This is a genomic window from Levilactobacillus senmaizukei DSM 21775 = NBRC 103853, from assembly GCF_001592085.1.
GTDB lineage: Bacteria > Bacillota > Bacilli > Lactobacillales > Lactobacillaceae > Levilactobacillus > Levilactobacillus senmaizukei.
In genome coordinates this window covers 1-21,512 of sequence record NZ_BCWD01000013.1, presented here as the reverse complement: position 1 = coordinate 21,512, position 21,512 = coordinate 1, and the positions used below count along the sequence as shown (strand labels likewise).

Annotated in this window: 19 protein-coding genes; 13 read left to right on the top strand and 6 right to left on the bottom strand. The window is 49.4% G+C overall.

From position 1 onward, the window contains the following. The first annotated feature begins 175 nt into the window (after nucleotides 1–175). Nucleotides 176–760 carry a TetR/AcrR family transcriptional regulator gene (locus LSE01S_RS06225; RefSeq protein ID WP_061776769.1) on the top strand — a complete coding sequence of 195 codons (585 nt, stop codon included), beginning with the start codon at nucleotides 176–178 and terminating at the stop codon, nucleotides 758–760. Between the two features lie 219 nt (nucleotides 761–979). Then, a complete protein-coding gene (locus LSE01S_RS06220) occupies nucleotides 980–1,435 on the top strand; it encodes a hypothetical protein (protein WP_061776768.1) in 456 nt (151 codons plus the stop codon). Nucleotides 1,436–1,673: 238 nt separating this feature from the next. Here the strand turns inward: LSE01S_RS06220 and LSE01S_RS06215 are convergent, their stop codons facing one another. Both LSE01S_RS06215 and LSE01S_RS06210 read right to left on the bottom strand, forming a co-directional pair. Continuing rightward, nucleotides 1,674–3,296: an ABC transporter permease gene (locus LSE01S_RS06215; protein WP_061776767.1), complete on the bottom strand. Its 1,623-nt coding sequence runs from the start codon at nucleotides 3,294–3,296 to the stop codon at nucleotides 1,674–1,676. A gap of 5 nt (nucleotides 3,297–3,301) precedes the next feature. Beyond that, nucleotides 3,302–4,198, bottom strand: coding sequence for an ABC transporter ATP-binding protein (locus LSE01S_RS06210; RefSeq protein WP_061776766.1), 897 nt, complete (start codon nucleotides 4,196–4,198; stop codon nucleotides 3,302–3,304). 163 nt (nucleotides 4,199–4,361) lie between these two features. On the opposite strand from LSE01S_RS06210, the gene LSE01S_RS06205 reads away from it, so the two are divergent. The 4 genes from LSE01S_RS06205 (at nucleotide 4,362) to LSE01S_RS06190 (ending at nucleotide 8,123) form a co-directional block, all read left to right on the top strand. Continuing rightward, nucleotides 4,362–4,991, top strand: a complete 630-nt coding sequence (locus tag LSE01S_RS06205; protein WP_061776765.1) for a TetR/AcrR family transcriptional regulator — start codon at nucleotides 4,362–4,364, stop codon at nucleotides 4,989–4,991. Further along, entirely contained in the window at nucleotides 4,988–5,647 is a 660-nt protein-coding gene (locus LSE01S_RS06200) for an HD domain-containing protein (protein WP_061776764.1), read from the top strand. Before LSE01S_RS06205 ends, LSE01S_RS06200 begins: the two co-directional genes overlap by 4 nt. 187 nt (nucleotides 5,648–5,834) lie before the next feature. Continuing rightward, nucleotides 5,835–7,169, top strand: a complete 1,335-nt coding sequence (locus LSE01S_RS06195; protein ID WP_082622358.1) for an MFS transporter — start codon at nucleotides 5,835–5,837, stop codon at nucleotides 7,167–7,169. A gap of 144 nt (nucleotides 7,170–7,313) precedes the next feature. Next, a complete protein-coding gene (locus LSE01S_RS06190; RefSeq protein ID WP_061776762.1) occupies nucleotides 7,314–8,123 on the top strand; it encodes a chitosanase in 810 nt (269 codons plus the stop codon). Nucleotides 8,124–8,313: 190 nt separating this feature from the next. Here the strand turns inward: LSE01S_RS06190 and LSE01S_RS06185 are convergent, their stop codons facing one another. After that, nucleotides 8,314–9,117 (bottom strand): hypothetical protein, encoded by an 804-nt coding sequence (locus LSE01S_RS06185; protein WP_061776761.1) that lies wholly within the window; start codon nucleotides 9,115–9,117, stop codon nucleotides 8,314–8,316. Between the two features lie 4 nt (nucleotides 9,118–9,121). Then, a complete protein-coding gene (gene ybaK / locus LSE01S_RS06180; RefSeq protein WP_061776760.1) occupies nucleotides 9,122–9,625 on the bottom strand; it encodes a Cys-tRNA(Pro) deacylase in 504 nt (167 codons plus the stop codon). Nucleotides 9,626–9,835: 210 nt separating this feature from the next. Here ybaK and LSE01S_RS06175 point away from each other — a divergent pair, with 210 nt between their 5' ends. Together LSE01S_RS06175 and LSE01S_RS06170 are read left to right on the top strand one after the other, a co-directional pair. Then, on the top strand, nucleotides 9,836–10,561 hold the full coding sequence (locus LSE01S_RS06175; protein WP_061776759.1) for a GntR family transcriptional regulator: 726 nt from the start codon (nucleotides 9,836–9,838) through the stop codon (nucleotides 10,559–10,561). A gap of 378 nt (nucleotides 10,562–10,939) precedes the next feature. Then, nucleotides 10,940–13,321, top strand: coding sequence for a phosphoketolase family protein (locus LSE01S_RS06170; RefSeq protein WP_061776758.1), 2,382 nt, complete (start codon nucleotides 10,940–10,942; stop codon nucleotides 13,319–13,321). Nucleotides 13,322–13,751: 430 nt separating this feature from the next. Here the strand turns inward: LSE01S_RS06170 and LSE01S_RS06165 are convergent, their stop codons facing one another. Beyond that, nucleotides 13,752–15,158: an MDR family MFS transporter gene (locus tag LSE01S_RS06165; RefSeq protein WP_082622357.1), complete on the bottom strand. Its 1,407-nt coding sequence runs from the start codon at nucleotides 15,156–15,158 to the stop codon at nucleotides 13,752–13,754. Between the two features lie 95 nt (nucleotides 15,159–15,253). On the opposite strand from LSE01S_RS06165, the gene LSE01S_RS06160 reads away from it, so the two are divergent. Beyond that, complete coding sequence (locus tag LSE01S_RS06160; protein ID WP_061776757.1) at nucleotides 15,254–15,841, top strand: TetR/AcrR family transcriptional regulator; 588 nt, start codon at nucleotides 15,254–15,256, stop codon at nucleotides 15,839–15,841. A 78-nt stretch (nucleotides 15,842–15,919) separates the two neighbouring features. On the opposite strand, the gene greA is transcribed toward LSE01S_RS06160, so the two are convergent. Beyond that, a complete protein-coding gene (greA, locus tag LSE01S_RS06155) occupies nucleotides 15,920–16,408 on the bottom strand; it encodes a transcription elongation factor GreA (RefSeq protein ID WP_061776756.1) in 489 nt (162 codons plus the stop codon). Nucleotides 16,409–16,482: 74 nt separating this feature from the next. On the opposite strand from greA, the gene LSE01S_RS06150 reads away from it, so the two are divergent. The 4 genes from LSE01S_RS06150 (at nucleotide 16,483) to LSE01S_RS06135 (ending at nucleotide 20,764) form a co-directional block, all read left to right on the top strand. Beyond that, a complete protein-coding gene (locus LSE01S_RS06150; RefSeq protein WP_061776755.1) occupies nucleotides 16,483–16,884 on the top strand; it encodes a hypothetical protein in 402 nt (133 codons plus the stop codon). 465 nt (nucleotides 16,885–17,349) lie between these two features. Next, a complete protein-coding gene (locus LSE01S_RS06145) occupies nucleotides 17,350–18,105 on the top strand; it encodes a response regulator transcription factor (protein WP_061776754.1) in 756 nt (251 codons plus the stop codon). A gap of 9 nt (nucleotides 18,106–18,114) precedes the next feature. Beyond that, nucleotides 18,115–19,431: a GHKL domain-containing protein gene (locus LSE01S_RS06140; RefSeq protein WP_061776800.1), complete on the top strand. Its 1,317-nt coding sequence runs from the start codon at nucleotides 18,115–18,117 to the stop codon at nucleotides 19,429–19,431. A gap of 4 nt (nucleotides 19,432–19,435) precedes the next feature. Then, nucleotides 19,436–20,764: a hypothetical protein gene (locus tag LSE01S_RS06135; RefSeq protein ID WP_061776753.1), complete on the top strand. Its 1,329-nt coding sequence runs from the start codon at nucleotides 19,436–19,438 to the stop codon at nucleotides 20,762–20,764. Nucleotides 20,765–21,512: the final 748 nt, after the last annotated feature.

Below are 21,512 nucleotides of genomic sequence, written 5' to 3'. Positions count from 1 at the left end.
ACTTGCCGGATTTTGTGGTTCATAAGACGGCGAAAATTTTGTGACGAAGAGGGGTATCAGGCTTTAGGTAGCTGATATTACTAGCGACAATTCCGGAAGAAGCGTTGATTGTGTTTGACGAGAAAAAGTTATTAAATGGCCAGTAAATCAACAAACTGTTCAGGGAGGTAAAATAATGGAAGCCAATCGAAAACGTCTAGACACCGAGGTTAAGATTCAGCGGGCCTTTATTCAGTTAATCAATGCAGAAGGGTTTGAACGTCTGACCGTTCAACAACTAACCCATCTGGCGGGTATCAATCGGGGCACCTTCTACTTACATTATTTGGATAAATTTGATCTGCTGACCCACTACGAAGATGGCATGTTAGGTGAGATTGCCGGAATTTTTCAGCATTACCCTAAACCCACGGTGGATGACTCGCCGGAACACAATGCTTTCTGGGAACTTTTTCACGTCTTGTACCGGGAACGCGATTTAGCGGTTGCCTTGTTAAAGAGTGCTGACTCGTCCCTGGACGCGCGGGTTAAAGCCCTGATTGTCCAGGTTATTGGCCGGCCAATAACGACCGCGGTCCCGGCAGCGTATGCGCAAGAGATTGTGGCTCAGGGGATCTTGGATTTCTTTAACTACTGGCTGACCCGAACGCCGGTTGATTTGCCGGAACGGGCCTATCAGATTTTTTGTGTCAGCCGGTCGTTGGCCCCCGAGCAATTGGTCTTAAGTGACGTCAAGGGGCGGACAACCAAAGATGGTTAGCCTTGTATGTCAAACCGCTGGGAATAAGGGCGTACGGCGATGGTTAACGTTAATTTGAGCTTGAGGTTAAGCTTTCCGGAAGTTCTGTGTCGATTCGGTAAAGACCGTGACAGTTTGTCATGAACTTTACTTGAGTTTAACGCAGCAGTAACGCTGATCACATCGAATTGAGACATGGCGGCGGTAAGCTATGGTCAATTCGAAAGGGAGGAACCATTGATGATTAAGAAAATTATTATCACTACGTTAAGTACCGCTGCCATTTTATTGGTAGGCAGCGGCGCCTCCAGCGTGACTGCTAGTGCCAGTACTTATCGCGGGCTAGCATCACGGCATGATCACTATCAACCACAAACCTCAATTTACCGTCAATCATCCGCAGCCAGTTCGACCAATAGTAGCAGCCAAGCGACTGGCGCTACCATCAGCGTGGCGCAATTTGAATTTCAAGGTGTCGTATACCTGAATGGCAATAAGTGGACCTACTATTCCGGTAGTGTCACGGCCGACGGAACCTCTATTACCGTTAGCGGGTTAGACCCCAATGGTTATCGCGTCGTCGCCGCACCGGCCAATATCCCCTTTGGCACTAAGATCATGACGCCGCTGGGGATGGGGGTCGTGCATGACCGCGGGACGGCGATCGGCGGTAGTCATTACGATGTCGTCATCTAACCACGAGCGTCAATGTCCCCCTCACTTCAAATAAAAGCCACCCGTTTAACCGGCAAGTCCGGCAGAACGGGTGGCTTTTTGTGTTCGTGTTAGTAGGCTGGGGGAGCCAACATGGTTAGCATACCCGAGCCACGATTGAAATGCGAGAATTATTAAGCTGTACTAATTCGTCTGGAAATTATCGACCAACCCGATTGCTTAATCGGATCGGAAACTAGGTGGGTTAGTGGTTTTGTGGTTAGCGCATTTGTAAATCACGTCGACGATACCCGATCCAACCGATAACGACCAGTCCGATGGCCAGGCCGGTCATCCAACTAAAGGTCGTCCAGTTCATATCATGAAGCGGAACCCGTGGCATCCAGCCGGCCGGGGTAAGCTGTTTGACCCAATCGGGTAGCTTCAATAGACTACCCATGTAGACGCCAATGAAACCCAGGGCCAAGTAGGCCCAACTGAGGGTCTTCAAACGTGGCCAGCAGCCAACTAATAGGGTGCTGAGGGCGAGAAAGACCCAGATTTCTGGTAGCTGGGCCGCTACCCCGTGCCAGAATTCTGTCGCACTAATCCCATCTTGAACGTGGGTTAGGCTGGCGTCACCCATGACAACAATCCCACCCAAGCCGCCAATGTAAGCCAGGGTGGACGTGATGAATGCCATCCCCACGTGACTAAAGAGCAAGGTCGTCCGACTCAGCGGCCGAGCGTAGAGAGCTTCCAGCCACCCACGAGTCTCATCGGTGTGGAGCTTTAGGATGAGTTGAATGCCAGGGATGGTGGCCACGGCGGCCATCACAATTGCCAGTAAAGACGTAAAGCTCAAGAGGACTTGATGATTGGCCTCATGTACCATGGTCGACCCGAAGACTTGCTGCATCGTGGGGTTGGTTTTGAGAATATCACCAATGGTGTTGAAGACGGTCCCATAGGCGATGCCAAAGATGATGACGGCCAATATCCAGGCGATGATGACGTTGCGTTCGCGTCGCCAGAGTAGCGAGATTGGCCCCCGAAGCAAGGCGGAAGCCGTGCGGCGACCGGGCCGAGTTGTGATCGCACCGGCTCCGAGGTCTCGGCGATCATTAAGGAAAAAGGCCAGGTTCAATAAGATCAGGCCAGTTAACAGGCTGAGCCAGACGGGGGTCCAATTGGCGGCGTTATAGGGGGCTAATTTTTCTACCCAGCCCATCGGTGACCACCAGGTGAGCTTGGGGTGCTGCACGTCCGTGATCATACGGGCGAGATAACTGATTCCGAACAAGGTGTAGGCCAGCCCGGTCGCGCTGGCCGAATGATCGGCGAGCTGGGCCGTCAGTAGGCCGAGCAAACCAAATAGCAGGCCCGTGGTGGCGAGCCCAATCCCAATGAGCCAATTGCCTTCGGTCGTCGCTCCAGGCATGTTGGCCGCCGTTAGGCCAATGCTGTAGAGCATCCCTAGTAGTCCATTGACGATGACCAGTTCGAGAGCGGCGGCGCCCAAGGGTGCCAAGGTACCCACAGCGTGCGACCGCACCAGCTCGGTAATCCCCAGGTCCTCATCGCCACGAGTAGCGTGCACGCTAAGGGCTAGGTTCATGACGACCTGAATCAATCCCATAAACAGTAACATTTCGTTGGCAAAAATTTCGGCGGTGGTGACTTTTCCCTTGAAAGAGAAGGCGCCAAACATGGCAACGATGCCGGGACTGGCGAGGGTACTCTTGATGGCCGCAATTTCGGATTGGGTCCCATAGATATCTTCAAATTTCCAGGCGACACTGGCCATAAGTGCAGCTAAGATGATGAGCCACGTGAGAATGCGGAAGCGATCCCGCCGAAAGTTGAGGCGGGTTAACTGCCCCAAGCGTCCAAAACGAGTCATGGCGCTCACTCCTTTCCCGTGTAGTAGTGCATGAAGAGGTCTTCCAACGTGGGTGGCGTGCTTTGTAGGGCTTCAACCTGGTGTTGGGCCAATGTGGTCATAACCTGGCTGAGTTCTTTGTCTTCCACGGCAAATTGCCATTCGTTGGGGTGTTGTCCCGCGGTAACTTCGTGCACACCAGTAAGATCAGTGACGTCGAAATTGTCACCGAGGGTCACCGTTACCATGGTACGGGTTAGGTGGCGCATTTCGGCTAAACTGCCGGTTTCAATGATTTGGCCTTCACGAATAATGCCGATCCGGTCACACATCCGTTCGACTTCGGACAGGATATGGCTGGATAACAGAACGGCCTTGCCGTGTTGCTTGAGATCGAGGACGGCTTCCTGAAAGATTCGCTCGTTCAGAGGGTCCAAGCCGGATGTGGGCTCGTCAAAAATGTAGAAATCGGCATCTTGGGAGAAGGCGGCGATGAGGGCCACCTTCTGCCGGTTACCTTTGGAATAGGTGCGGGCCTTCTTGGTCGGATCCAAGCCGAATCGTTGGATGAGATCGTCGGTCTTAACCGTGTGGGCCGATCCGTTTAGTTTGAGCAGGAGATCGATGATTTCACCACCGGTCAAGTTGGGCCACAGGTAGACGTCACCGGGCACATAGGCCAGTCGTTGATGAATGGCGACGCTGTCGGACCAAACATCCTGACCAAAAATTTGGGCGTGACCGCCGCTGGCCCGAATAATACCTAGTAGAATCCGGATGGTGGTCGACTTCCCGGCACCGTTTGGCCCGATGAAACCAAACACCTCACCGGGCTGGACGGTGAAGGTAATATCCTTTAGAGCCTGTAGATGGCCAAATTTCTTTTGTAAATGATTAATTTCTAGTACAGGGTTGATCGTCATTAAAATCCCCTCCTCACAAGTTTAAAATCGCTATCATCGTAAGCCCGAGGATCGACAAAGTCAATAGAAAAGTGAACTTTATTTACGAAATAGTTCACTAAAATTAAAAACGCGGGATGTTTGCGGTATGCTAAAATAAAGACTGGTAAAGGCGGTGGAAGGAATGGCAACGAATCAAGAACGGAAACGGCGGCAACGTCAAGGGATTATGACCGCCGCCCAGACCTTGTTTGTCCGGGACGGGTTCAAGGCAACTCATATCACGACGGTTGCGGCTGCGGCGGACGTGTCGCAGGTGACGTTATATAAATACTTTGATAGTAAGTTGGACCTGGGCCGGGCGGTGGTCGTCAAGATGATTGAGGATGGTTACCGGGACTTTCAGCAGATGGTCGATGACTCTGACCAGAGTTTTCCGGACCTCATTCGGCTGATGATGCGGACCAAGGTTAGCCTGAGTGATCACATGAGTGGTGACTTTTATCAATTTGTCATTGATGAAATGGGCAGTAAGACCGGGAGCCGCGTGGTTAAGGACGCCTATGAGGCTGGAAAACGTGACTTTTGGGGTGACTTCGTTGCCCGGGGTCGCGCCGCCGGGATGATTAACCCAGATATCTCGAATGAAGCACTGCTTCATTTTTTGTCGATGTATGTGGAGTATTTCAGTACCGCTAACATACCATCCGGTGAGTATCAAACCATCGTTGACCAGCTGATGCATCTGTTCTTCTACGGATTCATTGGCGCCCCCCATGCGCCTTACCAATCGACTGAGGAGGATGACAAATGACAGCATCAGCAGTATTAGCAAAGGTTCGCGCTTTTTCCCAAGCCAAAATGGGGAATGACGAAACTGGTCATGGATTCGATCATATTCAACGGGTGGTCGGATTAGCCGATCACATCAGTCAGTCTTATCCGAAGGCGGACTACGTGCTCACCATCACGGCCGCCTACCTCCACGATGTCATCGACGAAAAATTAGTTGCAGATACGGTCGCAGCCAGCGCCGAGGTTCGCCAGTTTCTGAGTGACCAGGGTCTGACCATCCCCCAGATTGACACGGTCTTCCTTATCATGGATAACATGTCTTACCACAAGACGTTGGACGGGACGGCTAAGCCCTTGCCACTCGAGGGCCAGATTGTTCAAGATGCCGATCGCCTCGATGCCATTGGGGCGATTGGAATTTCGCGAGCCATTTACTTTGGGGGTCACTTCGGCGAAAAGATTTACGATCCGGCGGTGAAGCCCCGGACGGAAATGACGCACGCCGAGTACCGGAACCTGGATAACGAGACCATTATTAATCACTTCTATGAAAAACTATTAACACTGAAGGACCTGATGAATACCGAGGCGGCCAAGCGGTTGGCCGAACACCGGCAACAGGTGATGTTAGACTTTCTAGCCGAATATAAGGCCGAATGGAACGCGGAAGCTTAGGCGCCGCGTTTTTATTTTGTCCGGTAACCAGTTTAATCATAAATAACCGATGCATTTTGCTCGTAATGTCGGTATGATAGTCAGTAATGAACTTTTTTGAAAGCGAGATGTAAATTTGAATCAAACGAATCCGGTCCCTGATAAGGTCCCGGGGAAGAATTTGGTGGCCATCGTTGCCGTAGCGTTAATGGCATTCCTGGGGATTTTGGTAGAAACCTCGATGAATGTAACCTTCCCAACACTTATGAAAACGATGCATGTTTCACTGAGTACGGTGCAGTGGATCACCACGGGTTACCTGTTGATGGTGGCCTTATTGATGATTACCTCGGCCTTTTTGAAGCAGCGGTTCACCAATCGCCAGCTCTTTGTTGCCGGTGCATTGGTATTTATTTTAGGTGATCTGATTTGTGCGCTCGCACCCAATTTCTGGGTACTCTTATTCGGTCGGCTGATCCAGGCCGGCTGTGCCGGCCTGGCGATTCCGCTGATGTTTAACGTGGTGATGGAGAGTGTTCCGCGTTCTCGCCTCGGTTTTTATATGGGGATGGCAGGATTAATCCTGATGATTGCCCCGGCTAGTGGACCTACCTTTGGTGGGATCATGGTGTCGTTGGCCGATTGGCGGCTGATTTTCTGGTCAACGCTACCGGTCGAAATGATCATCCTCGTCTTCGGGGTCTTGACGATTCAACAGTTCGATCCCGTGGAAAAAATTCGCTTTGATTGGCTGCAGTTTGGCCTACTTGCGGTGGCTTTTATCAGCTTCACACTAGGGGTCAATAGCCTAAGCACAGCGGGCCTTCTGAGTTGGCAATTTCTTGGCGGCATCGTGCTGGCATTGGTGGCGATCAGGCTGTATATCCGCGTGTCGAAGCGTAGTGGCCGTCCGTTACTGCGGCTAGAAATTTTTAAGAATCGGGTGTTCACATTTAGCTTCTTTGCGTATGTGGTCCTCCAATTCTGTAATATCGGGATTAACTTTGCCTTACCGAACTATGCCCAGATTGTGGTTGGTGCGACCTCACTTATCGGAGGAATGATGCTACTGCCAGGGAGTCTGATTACAGCGGTTCTGCAGCCTTGGTTCGGACATTTACTGGACGCCCATGGGGCTCGGCTACCGATTTTATTTGGGAGTAGTCTCTTTCTGTTGGCTGCGGCCGGCTTTATGATTCTGGGTCAACATTTAACGGTGCTCGTGATTGCGATACTCTATATTCTGTTTAGTATTGGTCGGTCGATGGCCTTTAGCAATACGTTAACTAATGGGCTGAAGGAAGTTGATATACGCCAACGGGCGGATGCCAATGCCATCTACAATACCGGTCAGCAGTTTGCCGGGTCTTTGGGAACCACGGTCTTAGCTGCCTTGATGTCCGCCGTCAAAATTCATGGCATGAGCTATGCTCACGAGACTGCCGTGGGGAGTCAATTGGCCTTTGGGTTAATCTTTGCGCTTAGCGCCCTGAACTTTGTTTTCTACCGCGTAGCCTTTAAGCATCAACAAGCTGACAAATAATGAAACCGGTAGCCGTGACCTTGCGCATGACGACCTGTTTTTAAATTCTAGCTAAGTTGGTCGAAAGTGTGATCCGGTTGGATGGTGGATTGTTACACTGGATGAAGGGTCAATCAGTCGAGTCATTCGGGGGGATGAGTACTTATGATTGGAAAACGCGTCACGGGACTCATTTGTCTGGTATTAATGCTAGGTGGTTTGGCCGCCTGTGCTGCTCAGACGAAGGTTCCAGGATATCGTACCGGGCGGACGATCGCGACGGGCCGGTTACGAGATACCACTTTTTCACTGGTTGCCAGCGCGGAGAATTCGACGACTGATTACCAACGCCAGTATGGCTATATTGAAGATATTGGGGATGGCCGCGGTTACACGGCCGGTATTATTGGGTTTACCTCTGGAACGGGGGACCTGGCCCAAGTCGTTGCGACGTATGTGAAATTGAAACCAAAGAATAATGGTTTACGGCAATATTTACCGGCACTGAAGCGGGTCAATGGCACGGCAAGTCATCGGGGGTTGGGTCCTGGCTTCGTCCGGGCTTGGCAGCAGGCTGGTCACGACCGGCAGCTGGTCGTGGCGGAGAATCAGGAGCTAGACCGATTGTATCTACGACCAGTATTACGAGCGGCCCAGCAAGATGATCTCAGTCCCTTAGGTCAATACATTTATTACGATGCGATCGTGGTCCATGGACCTGGTAAGGATACTAGTAGCTTCGGTGGGATTCGCCGACGCGCCAAGCAATTGGCGCGAACACCAGCTCAGGGTGGCGATCAGGCGCATTACCTGCGCGTCTTTCTGCGGGAACGAACCAAGGTGATGAAGCAGGAGGCTGCCCACAAGGATCTGTCACGGTTGACGACGCAACGTCAGTTCATCCACGATGGCCGCTACGATCTGCGGCGACCTTTGAGGTGGCAAATGTATGGTGATCGCTATCAGTTAAGGTAACTAAAAACCGTTTCGACTATCTGAGAAAATCAGACAGTCGAAACGGTTTTATTTTCGAATAAATATTTTGGTTTAGTCGATGATTAAATTAATTACCAATGTAACCAGAGGGAGCTAGAAATACTACCAGCAGCGGTGGTGTTTCTGGCTCTGGTAGGTGACCAATCGACCACCATTTTTGACGATTTGGTTAATGGTACTTGATCTGCAGCCCCAGTCGAACGAACAGGTTTGTAACCAATGAGACCAGTAATGAGTAACTGAGGATCACGGCTAGCAGAATGATACCGGCCGTGATCACGGTCAGAAAACCACTCGCCAGGTTAAAGAGCGATAACAGAACGGTTATTACCACGTTAATGGCGATGAAACCGATCAGACCAATGCGAGAGTTAGCAAAGTCGGCGGTGCTGAGATCGAAGCCACCGATACTGATGTTTAAGGATAAGAGGAGCATGATCCCCCAGCGAATCCAAGGATGACGGTCGTTACCAATGGTCTGAAAAAAACCGGGCCAATCTAAGCTAAAGGGATTGGCGATGAGCGTTATCATGCCATCGAACAGGCTAGGGATCAGAATCGCCGTTAAGGCCAATAACAGTAAGGCGCAGCCGAAAATCGGCGCAATGCCGATGAAGAGATTGCCGATGACCTGATACCAGTTGCGTTGATTCCAGGTGTGATTCACGTAACCTAAGGCTAGGTCCGGTTGACCATCCGCACCGATACGCTCGGGATGTGGCCGCCGTAACAGGCTAATCCGATCAATCCGATGGCCAAAGAGGATTGCTGTGAGTAGGTGACTGAGTTCATGGCAAAAGATGCCGATGAACCCCAAATAAAATTCACTGTTGACCCCAAAGCCGTTGGCCAGGATTTTCTTGGTATCCCGGTTTAAATACGTTAATAACGTCACAAAGACGAAGGGAATGACCAGTAGATCTAACCCAACGATTCCCAAATTTTTAAAAATTAGACTGAGGTCGGTGTTCATCCAGCTACTCCAACAGGTCGGCAAATGTGCCGTGGACTAACGTTGCCAGATCCGTGGCATCGATCTCGACCGACCGGCCAATCTGACCGGAAGAGACCAGGATTTGCCCCTGTTCTTGAGCGGTTTGGTCGAAATATATTGGGAACTGATTCTTTTCCCAAATACCAACGGGTGTATTGGCCCCGTGTTCGTAACCGGTGGTCTTGACCAGATTCTTCAGGGGAACCATGTTGACCTTTTTGTTACCCGAAACCTTGGCCAGCTTTTTTTCATCTAAATGCTCATCAATGGGCAAGACACCCACCACGGGACCGGTGGTATTGCCACTGAGTACCAGTGTTTTATAGATGTGATGTTCATCGACCGCGTCGTGGTCGACCTCCATTTGAGCCACGTCACCCTCGGTGTGGGTAGCGAATTCAAATTGCTTGTAGGCAATCTTGTGCTTATCTAGGATTTGTTCGACCAAGGTCTTATGGAGACGTTTGCCTTTTTTCTTTTTTGCCATGTGACTCACCTTTCAAAGTAAATTTATGGGATTAACGGTGATTCGTAGCCGACGGGGATACATGAGTCGGTAATTAAGTCGCCAGTTAAATTGGATCGGTCTTAAAAATTAAATGGAACGGTTGTTTGCTCAGAAAAGCAGACACCACTGAGAAAACCTGTTATACTCTATCACAGTGCAAGTCTAGTTGAAGAGTTATGAGGAGATATCATGGCAGATTTAGTCTATCGAAAAGTGATGCGGGACTTAAAACAACGGATCCATCAGAATGAGTTCCCCAATAAACGTCTCCCCGATGAGCGGAGCCTGAGTGAAGCTTACGACGTTAGTCGCAGCTCAGTTAAGCGCGCCCTCAATGTCTTGGCTAACCAAGGCATTATTTTTAAAAAGCGGGGGTCGGGGACCTTCATTAACCCATTATATATGAAAAACCAAACAATTTTTCAATATGAGGGGTCTAATTTAGGAATTACTGACAGTATGAAATCTGCCGGCAATACGCCGGGGATTCGGTTGCTGAAGTTTGATGTGGTTCCTGCTAGCAAGGAAATCCAGCAAGATCTCTTTCTATCGGAGGGGGACTTTGTCTATGAAATCAAGCGGTTGCGGCTGTTTGATGACAAGCCCTTCATGATCGAAACTGGCTATATTCCGATCAAGATTGCGCCGAACCTTTCACAAAAGATTGTGACCGATTCGATCTTTAACTATTTAGAAACTCAGGGAAAGGTCGTTACCAAGTCCTTCATGTCGATCCAGGCCCAGCCTTCCACTGCCGAGGATCAGGAACTCTTGAATCTGAAGCCAGTTGAGCCGGTTGGGATTATGGAAGGTGTCTTCTTCCTGGACGATGGGACGCCGTTTGAGGTTTCTAACATGCGGCTACATTATCAATATTTGAACTATAACACCTTTGTTTCACTTGATGAAGAATAGTTAACCAGCAGTGATTACCGCGCGGTAGTCACTTTTTTATTGGTCTAGAATCGGTATAACAATGGCAATGGACCCTGATGGACCATTTGGAATATTGGTCTAATTTTACTTGTTATGAATAAAGAAAAAAATAGGAAAAACAACGCTGTTTAGTCGCAATTGTCCGTTAAGTTTGGCATAATGCAAGGTGTAGATGACGTGTGGTCACTCAATTCAAAAATTGATACGATCCAATTTTCAAAAAGGTTGACTTTTTGTGAAAACACGTTATGATAGGGACAGTAAAAAACAACTCGGTAGTCATTACGAGATAAATTTTACCAATTTTCTATCAACTAGATTATGCAGTTATGATTTCAAAGAAGGAGTGTTAATTACATGGCAGCAAATGCAAACTTCGACTCCAAGGAATACTTGGAAGGCGTTGACAAGTACTTTCGGGCCGCTAACTACCTGTCTGTAGGTCAGTTATACTTGCGTGACAACCCGCTGTTAAAGCGTGACCTGACTTCAGACGATGTTAAGGTTAAGCCGATTGGTCACTGGGGAACGATCGTTTCTCAAAACTTTATCTATGCTCATTTAAACCGGGCCATCTTAAAGTACGATTTGAACATGTTCTATATTGAAGGTTCAGGTCACGGTGGCCAAGTGATGGTTTCTAACTCATATCTTGATGGTAGCTACAGTGAAATTTATCCTAACATCTCTCAAGATGAAGAAGGTATGAAGCGCTTATTCAAGCAATTCTCCTTCCCAGGTGGCGTTGCATCCCATGCCGCACCTGAAACACCAGGTTCGATCCACGAAGGTGGGGAACTTGGTTACAGTCTTTCCCACGGTACTGGTGCTATCTTAGATAACCCAGACGTGATCGCCGCTGTTGAAATCGGTGATGGGGAAGCTGAAACCGGCCCATTGGCTGCTTCATGGTTCTCAGACAAGTTTATCAACCCAATCACTGATGGTGCCGTATTACCTATCATCAACATGAACGGGTTCAAGATTTCTAACCCAACGATCCTTTCACGGATGAGCGACGAAGAACTGACGAAGTACTTCGAAGGTATGGGTTGGGAACCTCACTTCGTTGAAACCGAAGGCCTTTCACACATGGAAGCTCACGCTAACATGGCAAAGGTTATGGACGAAACGGTTGAAAAGATCAAGGCTATTCAAAAGAATGCCCGCGACAACAACGATGACTCCTTACCAGTATGGCCAATGATTATCGTTCGTTCACCTAAGGGCTGGACTGGTCCTAAGAACGACTTGGACGGTAACCCAATCGAAGGGTCATTCCGTGCTCACCAAATTCCAATTCCAGTAGACGCAAACGACATGGAACATGTTGACTTGTTAGTTGACTGGTTGAAGTCTTACAAGCCAGAAGAACTCTTCACTGAAGATGGCAAGGTTAAGCCAGAAATCCGCGAATTTGCCCCTAAGGGTAACCAACGGATGGCAATGAACCCCGTTACTAACGGTGGGATCAAGCCAGAACCATTGAAGTTGCCTGACTACAAGGACTACGCTTTGGATAACACCGAACATGGGAAGACCATCGCGCAAGACATGTTAGTTTGGTCAGATTACCTGGCTGACACGATGAAGTTGAACCCAGAAACTTTCCGTGCCTTTGGTCCTGACGAATCCAAGTCTAACCGTCTTTACAGCATGTTAGACTATGGTAAGCGTCAATGGATGGAAGACATCCACGAACCTTACGACGAAGACATGTCCAGAACTGGTCGGGTCATCGACTCACAACTTTCAGAACACCAAGCTGAAGGTTGGTTAGAAGGTTACGTCTTGACTGGTCGTCATGGTTTCTTCGCGACCTACGAATCATTCGGTCGAGTAGTGGACTCCATGCTTACACAACACTTCAAGTGGTTACGTAAGGCCGCTGAACAAGAATGGCGTCATGATTACCCATCCTTGAACTTTGTTGATACGTCAACTGTATTCCAACAAGACCACAACGGTTACACCCACCAAGACCCAGGTATGTTAACTCACTTGGCAGAAAAGAAGCCTGAATTCGTTCGCGAATACTTGCCTGCTGATGCCAACACCTTGTTAGCTGTTGGGGACGTTGCTTTCCGGAGTCGTGAAAAGATTAACCTGATCATTACTTCCAAGCACCCACGTCCACAATGGTTCTCCATTGATGAAGCCACTAATCTGGTTAACAATGGTCTGGGCTACATCGACTGGGCATCGACTGACCAAGGTCAAGAACCGGACATCGTCTTTGCCGCTGCCGGTACTGAACCTACTTGGGAATCATTAGCCGCAATTTCATTATTGCACGACGAATTCCCAGAAATGAAGATCCGCTTCATCAACGTTGTTGACTTGTTGAAGTTACGTTCTCCTAAGATTGACCCTCGTGGGATTTCTGATGAAGAATTCGATCGTCTGTTCACGACCGACAAGCCAGTTATCTTTGCCTTCCATGGCTTTGAAGACTTGGTTAAGGATCTCTTCTTCGACCGTCACAACCACAATTTACACGTGCATGGTTACCGTGAAAACGGTGATATCACGACGCCATTCGACATGCGTGTCCTGAACCAATTGGACCGCTTCGACTTGGCTAAGGAAGCTGTCAGTGACATCGACGCCTACGCTGTTAAGGGTGCCTACTTCATTCAACGGATGAACGACATGGTTGCTAAGCACAATGCCTACATTCGCGAAGTTGGGACTGACTTGCCAGAGGTTGATGCATGGCAATGGAAGCCACTTAAGTAGTCTTCGGATTACCTGGGCTTAAAAACTAGTCATTAAATAAGCCACCACTTACTAACCTTCGGGTTGGCAAGTGGTGGCTTTTCGTTTGGATAAATATTTGATGGTTGCGGGAAAATTTGGCCGGAAATTATTGGCTCATCCTTGGATAAACTGCCGGATAACAGTAAGTATGAAGAGCCCGTGGCTTAATGCTGGGTACGATGCGGCCCTTGGGTTCGCAACTTAGTGGGTCATTGGTTTGAACGGTTCTAGCCGAGAGGACGGTTCCAGAAACGCTCAGTGGTGAAATTTGCGTTAACCGAGGGGGTTGCTCGGTTTAGGCAAAGGTGGCGCTTTAAGACTGGGGTTTGCAGGCTTAAAGGCCACCCACCACGTTCCAGCGTTTCTGGGGCCAACCGGCAGGCGACAATGAACGCCAGTTGCGGCCAGGCTATTCAGCTTTTTCGCTCGCTGAAATTGAAACTGGCTTGCGATGACTGAGGAACCAAGCTGGCACAGCCGTGATGGCAATGAAGCCGACGGACCACATGAAGGCGGTTTGGTAGGCCGCGTTCATGCCGGTGCTGGGTAACTCATGTTGGATAACGGTGGCGAGGATGGCCGTCCCGACGGCGCCGCCAATATTTTGCAGCATCCGCGTGGCAGTGGTTGCTTCGGCAACGAGTTCCTTAGGTACCCCCGTGTAACTGTCGGCCATAACGGGAATGGTCAAGCCCCCTTGGCCAATGCCGCGAACGAAGAGCGCCAGTAGGACGAGCCAGGTGCTGGTGTGGGCGGTAAAGAAGACGAAGGGAAGTGTCCCGGCAATTGCGATGACAATGGCTACTAAGACAACCCAACGGGCGCCGATCGCATCCGTTAATTTACCGATTTCACCCCGGGCCACGAGTAACCCGACTCCTTGAGCAATGAGGTAGGCCCCGGACCAAATAACAGTGAGGCCACGGCTGTTTTGTAAATAGAGTGGTAGGAGGAACATGGCACCATTAACGGCAATGCCCGATAACATGAGGATAATGGCCGAGGCATCAAACGTGGGTGACTTGAAGAGCTTGAGGCTGACTAGAGCCTGCTTAGGCCGTAAGCTAGCGTAGACAACGTAACCAATCAAAAAGGTGATGGCTAGTAAAATTGGGGTGAGCACCTTGGCCGAGAAAAAGTGGTCGCCGGTGCTGAAGCGGGTGATGCCAATGATGGCACTCGTGAAGAGGCCAGCTAGTGTGATTAAGCTGGGGAAATCGAGATGTTTACCGGTCCTGGGAGCCGGAAAGGCGGGTAATTTCCAACTTAGAAGGACCCAGGCAATGATGACCAAGGGCACGTTAACTAAGAAGATCCAGTGCCAGCTGAGTGTATCAATCAGGAATCCTCCAATGGACGGACCCAGAATTGGAATCAAGACGACGGGGAGGCCGACGACTGCCATGATCTTACCTAACCCGGTTCCACCGGAGGCTTGGACGACCAAGGTGGTAATCAGGGGAACGATAATGCCGGCACCGGCGCCTTGAATAATTCGGCCGATAATCAGGATGGGGAGGGTGGTGGAGAAACTGGAGACCAAGCTACCGATTAAGAAGACGATCAAGGCCCACAGATAAATCCGCTTGCCATCAAACCAATTGGTAGCCCAACCGGCGATGGGCACGGCAATCCCTAAGGCTAATACGTAACTAGTCGTGACCCATTGAACATCGTTGACGGAAACGGCCATCGACTTCATAATAGTGTCTAAGGCCACGTTGGTCATCGTTGTATCCAGAAGAGGCGCAATCGCCCCGATGACCAGGAACAGGGCAATTTGCAGCATGTGACGGGTGTTCATTTGAGTTTTCATAAAATCACCTGAATTCATTAATTAGATACGGCCGTATCTTATGTTCGAAGATACTACACCCCTCCAAAGGGAAATACAAGGGAGAGCCCTAGTTTATGTCAGAGAAGAAAACACGTCGGCGAGGAGCCGCCCTAGAAGCGGCCATCTTGAAGGTGGCCTGGGACCAATTACAAGCTCAGGGCTATCAAGCGCTAACCATTGAGGGCGTAGCCGCGGGAGCCGCTACAACTAAGACCGTTTTGTATCGACGGTGGCCCGATAAGGCCCACTTAGTGATTGCGACGATTCGTAAGTTTGGTAACCTGGTGAGCTATCAGGTACCGGATACGGGAACCTTTCGGGGAGATCTATTAGATCTCTTTGGCCAATTGGCCAGTGTCTTGGATACTCTCAAAGGGGAGACCTTCCGTGGCCTGCTGAGCGATCGACTAAAGCAAGTCAAGTTCGATCAAATCTTGGACCGGCTGAATAATGACAATGCACTTGCCAGTTATGTGCAGCCGATTCTGGACCACGCCGCGGCGCGCGGCGAAATTAGTCAGGCAAGGTGGCCGGAACGGGTCGTTAACCTACCGGGAATTCTTCTATTAAATGAAATTTTTAGTCGGCGGGAACTGACCCTAGCGGCACAAACCGCCATGGTCGATGAAATCTTGTTACCGGTTTTCTCGGTTAAGCAGTAGAAATTAAAAAATCCGATCAAACGTGGTGGTTCACAGCGTTTGGTCGGGTTTTTAATTTTAGTTCTCGGTATACTGAAATTAGTTGTGGGGGGATGTTAGTGCGACTGCGATTATTTCAACGTCATAACTGGCGTTGGGGGCCACGATCGTGACGTGATCGTTAGGCCGATGCCCCATTAGGGCTTTGCCTAAAGGCGACACGCGGGTAATTTTCCCCGCGTCCAGATCGGCCTCCGCGGTCCCCACGAGTTGATACGTTGCCGTGTCATTGTCGTCTAGAAAGCGTACGGTGACCCATTTGCCGAGCTCAACGGTGGTATCCGCTTTAGGATTAACGACCTTGGCATACTGGAGTTGTTTGTTGAAGAATCGGAGTTGGCTTTCCAAGTGGCGTAGATCTCGTTTGGCTGCCGAATATTCGGCATTCTCCGAGAGGTCGCCGTGGGCTCTGGCCTCCGCCAGAATAGCGATCTTTTCGGGTCGGTCGGCTTCTAACACAGCAATTTTGGTTTCCAAATCGTGATATCCCGCTGCAGTAATGGGATTGAAGTCCCGTGAGTCTGCCATAATTCCACCTCGCTTACACATCATTAATAACTTCATTTTACACAGTCAGCCGTTGAGATCAAGGAGGGATCGCTATGCACATGACGTTTGCTTATTGGCGTCACCAAGTTGTGATTGGCTTGTTCTGGGTGGCCATGTTGTCGCTACTGGGCCATTTGGATTATGGCCGGTGGGTCCTGGTGACCGGGTTTACGATGGCAGATGGGTATTTTATCCTCAGTTGGTTGGCCTTTCCGTTTGCGAAATGGGCCGTCTTGGTGGATGGCCGTCAGGTGCAGGCGCCAACCATTCGCCGGCGGCGGAAGGCGGTTGCCCCCAGTGGTTTGAACGAGCAGATGTTGAGGCCCAAACGGGTCCAAGCGGCCGCCAAGACGCCACTTAAGTGGTACTGGCGAGGCGTGGTTGACCTTGGTCTGGTATTCTTGGGTCCACTGGTTTTGGGTGGGTATCTGACTTATTCGTTACGGCACAATTAAATTGTGCTGTTTTTTTATGCATTAACGTGCAAATACTGACGTTTTTGCCACTTACCGAGCGATAAGGGGATTTCATGGTAAAGTAATAACAGTTGGAAGGGGTCAGTTTTACGGCAACTGATTTTGCTACTCAATGAGTCACTGTATCGGTCGACCTTTGAGTTGGCGTCCCACGTTTTTTAATGAATAGTTGGCCTGACAGTGTGTCAGTGTTCGTCCTTCTTAGGTTTGAATCGTTCGTAGCCAGTGAGCTGAAGAGTAAGTGATTGTTGTTGGAAGACCTAAGGGATAACGACTAGTTTGGGGCTTGGGGGAGTGCTAAATAGCCAGCAGTAGTAATTAAATAATCCACGTGAGAAAGGACCATTTGCGGATGGCTCTTTTTTATTGCAACCAAACAAAATTCAGGTTACATTAGTGGGTGAATAGATTTAATGATAAATTTGTTAAAGGGGTGTGATGTCGGTGCTGGCCGTTTATTTATGTGAAGATAACGTTGAACAGCTTACCCATTATCGTGACGTGATCGAGCGCTACATTATGATTAACGATTATGATATGCAGGTGCGATTGGCCACACCGAGTCCACGGGAACTTTTGGACCACTTGGAAGAAGCAATACCGGAGTACGCGCTATTTTTCCTCGACATCGAGTTTCCTGGGGAGCAGACGACAGGGTTGGAGACGGCGATAAAGATTCGGCAACACCTCGGGTTTGCGGAGATTGTCTTCGTGACGACTCACTCGGAAATGGCGCTACTGACGTTTGAGCGCAAGGTGGAACCCATGGACTTTGTCGTCAAGGACTTGGGACGGGCCCAGATTGACCAAAAGCTGCGAGAAAATGTCGACTATGGCTATCAACGGTATACCAATTACTTAGGCAATACGGAAAATCTTTTCAGTTATACGATCGGCGGCCGTAAGTTCAGCCTGCCGATGGGAGATGTTTACTTCGTGGCGACGGCTGAGTCCCCCCATAAAGTGACTGTTCATGCGGTCAATCAATTAGTGGAGTTTCCTGGTTTTCTGAAGGATATCGCTGACCAGTATCCCGAGCTGTATCGTACGGATAAGAGTTTCTTGGTGAACCTTAACAATGTCAGTGGGATCGATGCGACGACTCGCCGTCTGGTCTTTCCGAATGGTGACGAAACGGACGTAGCCACCCGCCGGTTTCATGAGGTGAAAACGTTGGTACAGAAGCATTTGAAGGGCTAGGTGATCCGCATGCATTTCTTAGATTACCGTTTCTGGGTTAATTTGGTGCTGGCGGTCACGATGCAGTGGTTTATTACCTTGTGGGTGGGGGTTATTCGTCCACAGAACTGGAAGCTACCGTTGAAGTGGATTGGCTGGGGCTTAATTCCAGCGCTACTCGGCCAACCATGGACGCTGATTTTTCCACCACTCAGTGCCTTGGTTTATTTGATTCGGCATCGTCCTAAGCTGAGTCTGATCTTCGTGAACGCGACCATTGTGATATATCTAGTGGTGGTGTTGGTTAATGATGTGGTCCGTCAAGTGATTGTCGAACTGATTGGGGTTGCCGGGAGTGAGCAACCATTAGTTGTCGCAGGCCGGTTAATCTTTCAGTTATTGATTTATTCGCTCATCTCGTTGGCGGTGTCCGGGATGCGGATCCAACCCGGGAATCTGGAACGACTGTCGTTTAGTCGGAAGGAACAGTGGACCGTGATGGCACTGCTGACGAGTCTAGTCATCCTTGCACAAGTATCATCGATGATGATTCACCGATTAAAGATTACCCATGCCATGTTGACCTTTGCTCTAAGTATTGAATTAGTCATGGTGTTACTGATTAGTGCAAGTCTGTTTTTCTTCCTACAGAGCTTCTTTGATCGGCAACACGTGCGGGCCAAGTTTCAGGAGAATCTGCTGCAAACCCGGTATGACCGGCGAATTTCGAACCAGGTTCGCGCCATTCGAGAGTTCAAGCAGACGTATCAAAAACAAATGCTCAAGTTGGGCGACTATCTGGATGCCGAAGACTATGACGGCTTGGCGGCTTATTACGAAACGTTAAATTCGCGGTGGCAAGCGACGAGCCTGCGGGCCGGGATTGAAGCGGATGGGTTGCACCAGTTGAGTGATCCGGCGCTGAAGAGTCTGTTATTTCAGAAGATGTTGGCGGCGCAGAACCATGGGATTGCTTTTAGACTGGAGGTTCCCGATAAAGTTGCGGTGCTGCCGATGGAAAGTGTGCGCTTGCTGCGAATCGTGGGGGTCCTGTTGGACAATGCGATTGAAGCTTGTGTGGGTCAGTCTCAACCGGAAATCTATTGTGCGGTTCTGGACTATTCCGGCGCCGTTGAACTGGCGGTGGCTAATCCGGTGCCGGCCGATACGCCCCGTAAGATGAGTCACTTCATGGAAGCCGGATACACCACCAAGGGTGGCGGTCATGGTTTAGGATTGAGCTCCGTCCATGAAATTATTGATCAAACCGATAACGCCTCGCTGCAGGTGGTCTATAAGCGGGGGATGCTTTACTTTACAGTTATTTTGACCAAACCAGGCAGGTGATAACGTGATTACAGTCAGTCCCATCAGTTTTTATATCTCGGACTTCTTCCTGGTCTTTTGGTTTGTCTATTTTCAATATTACTGGTTTCCTCAGATCCGGCCACAAAAACACTTTTTACTCTATTGTGCCTTGCTGGCCGGGATTTTCACGTTTGTTGATATCGTGAATCCCTTTACGAAAAGTGCCGTTCTTGGGGCGTTTTCGATCATTGTCCTGCTCGGTATCGAGTTGGGGTGGTTGGGTGGTCATCATCGGTGGCAATACATTCCATCCTTTATTGACGTGTCGATTTTGGCCTATCTATTGACGGAATTCATTGATATGGTGATTCTGGCGGGGATGATTCACCTAACGGGTCCGGTTTTTGCAGCCAGTCTAACGGGCACAATTATTGAAATGATATTGGACACGGCGGTCTTTAGTTTGCTGGCGGTGGGTATTTGGCTGACGCGAGCACCAATGGAAAACTTAATCCAAGATATCTTAGGCAGTTCCATGGAATTCCTATTCTTGGGATTCATGTCCATCCTGGCGGTGGTTTACATTCTCTTTGAATACTCGCTACAGAGCCTGGCAAATTCGGAGCAGTATCTGTTCTTTTTGGCCGGAATCGCAGGTATCTTGTTAATTGGTTTATCGTTGAGTACCTATATGTTAATGCAGACCCATTTGCAACAGGAACATACCTTACTTCAAGGACAGCAACAGGCCTTTCGGGAGCAATACACCAATGAACTTAACCGGCAGGTACAGGCCATTCGCAAATTTAATCATGACTATCAGAATATGCTGTTGGGACTAGGGGGTTACCTGGAGGATGAAGATTACGCGGGTTTTCGACAACTCTACATCGACATTCGGTCGGGCTGGACTACCAGTAATGCTGCAGAGTTAACCCTCGAAGACTTGGCCAATATTCCTGGGACCCGATTAAAGTTTCAGCTCTATCATAATTATCTTTTGGCTCGGGAACAGGGGGTCCAACTGTTCATTCAGGTTCCAGAGCCCCTCACGGCGACGGTGGCGGCCTTAAAACAGATTAGCCAGGTTGTTGATCAGGTTTTGCCGGGAATGGTCCCAGCCCTCAGTAAGATGGATCCTGCGGTGGTTACATTAAGTCTCAAGGAATCGGCCAAACAGATTCAGCTACAGTTGACGTTTTCAGTATCTAAGGATGCTAAAATCGATGGCCACCATCGAGTGGTGACGGACGTTGGTGTCATGAGTTTTGCCAACGTCCGCGCTAGCTTGCCGCAGTCGGCGACCAGCTCATTACAATTAAAGCTACATTGGGGCCAATTGCTGGTCGCAATTCCCAAGGGTGTGGGATAGGCTGGATCATTCACAAAGTCGACTGTCTAGATTGTTGACATAAAACTGACAGTTTAGGTGGTGAAAGATTCTGAAACCGCTTGCAAATCGGTGGCCGTCTGATATACTAATATTTGTAATACCAATCAATCCTTCTTGGGAGCCGGAGAATTAAAGCAATTTTACGGGTTCTAGACTTTGTGAAGAAACATCTATTTAGACGGTAGGTGTTTCGTCCACGTTGCGAAAAGTCTTTGCCGAGGCTTTTCACAATTCTACATTCCTGATTCGATCTAATTGGGAATATAGTTGATTTGAGTAAACAGCGTTTTCTTGATTACAGTCTATAATGTTGGATAATCTCAAAGAAACTATTAAGAGCCGGTGCTGAAAAGCAGCGGTTTTTTTGTGATCAGAATGGTCTCAAGGGCGCTAAGCTGGCGAGCATTAACGTCACTAAGAAGAAAACCCGGACCTGGATTATTTTCTTGGTGGAGTTAGGCGGAACCGGCTGCCCTCGGGACCACGTTTCGGCAATGGAGGCCAAGGGGCCAGCAAGTAATGATAATGACGCAGTGTTGATCCGGGCACGTAACAACGAAAAGAGGTTGAGTCAGTCAAGGCAGTCAATTAAGGGCTGGCTCTTCAAGCGGTCGACGTTCACGACCATTTTGTTAACCTTTCGGTGTGGCAAGTTAGTCCCCAACAGAAATCAAGCCAATTTAAAAACGAGCTGAGAATGCCCCTTCCCAACTCGTTTTTTATTGGC

Bases quoted from the DNA above. Each gene is read 5' to 3' on its own strand.
- LSE01S_RS06150 (WP_061776755.1), top strand. From the start codon at position 16,483: ATGCACATGACGTTTGCTTATTGGCGTCACCAAGTTGTGATTGGCTTG.
- LSE01S_RS06175 (WP_061776759.1), top strand. From the start codon at position 9,836: ATGGCAGATTTAGTCTATCGAAAAGTGATGCGGGACTTAAAACAACGG.
- greA (WP_061776756.1), bottom strand. From the start codon at position 16,408: ATGGCAGACTCACGGGACTTCAATCCCATTACTGCAGCGGGATATCAC.
- LSE01S_RS06215 (WP_061776767.1), bottom strand. From the start codon at position 3,296: ATGACTCGTTTTGGACGCTTGGGGCAGTTAACCCGCCTCAACTTTCGG.
- LSE01S_RS06210 (WP_061776766.1), bottom strand. From the start codon at position 4,198: ATGACGATCAACCCTGTACTAGAAATTAATCATTTACAAAAGAAATTT.
- LSE01S_RS06195 (WP_082622358.1), top strand. From the start codon at position 5,835: ATGGCATTCCTGGGGATTTTGGTAGAAACCTCGATGAATGTAACCTTC.
- LSE01S_RS06185 (WP_061776761.1), bottom strand. From the start codon at position 9,117: ATGAACACCGACCTCAGTCTAATTTTTAAAAATTTGGGAATCGTTGGG.
- LSE01S_RS06170 (WP_061776758.1), top strand. From the start codon at position 10,940: ATGGCAGCAAATGCAAACTTCGACTCCAAGGAATACTTGGAAGGCGTT.
- LSE01S_RS06165 (WP_082622357.1), bottom strand. From the start codon at position 15,158: ATGAAAACTCAAATGAACACCCGTCACATGCTGCAAATTGCCCTGTTC.
- LSE01S_RS06200 (WP_061776764.1), top strand. From the start codon at position 4,988: ATGACAGCATCAGCAGTATTAGCAAAGGTTCGCGCTTTTTCCCAAGCC.
- LSE01S_RS06225 (WP_061776769.1), top strand. From the start codon at position 176: ATGGAAGCCAATCGAAAACGTCTAGACACCGAGGTTAAGATTCAGCGG.
- LSE01S_RS06190 (WP_061776762.1), top strand. From the start codon at position 7,314: ATGATTGGAAAACGCGTCACGGGACTCATTTGTCTGGTATTAATGCTA.
- ybaK (WP_061776760.1), bottom strand. From the start codon at position 9,625: ATGGCAAAAAAGAAAAAAGGCAAACGTCTCCATAAGACCTTGGTCGAA.
- LSE01S_RS06160 (WP_061776757.1), top strand. From the start codon at position 15,254: ATGTCAGAGAAGAAAACACGTCGGCGAGGAGCCGCCCTAGAAGCGGCC.
- LSE01S_RS06205 (WP_061776765.1), top strand. From the start codon at position 4,362: ATGGCAACGAATCAAGAACGGAAACGGCGGCAACGTCAAGGGATTATG.
- LSE01S_RS06220 (WP_061776768.1), top strand. From the start codon at position 980: ATGATTAAGAAAATTATTATCACTACGTTAAGTACCGCTGCCATTTTA.
- LSE01S_RS06140 (WP_061776800.1), top strand. From the start codon at position 18,115: ATGCATTTCTTAGATTACCGTTTCTGGGTTAATTTGGTGCTGGCGGTC.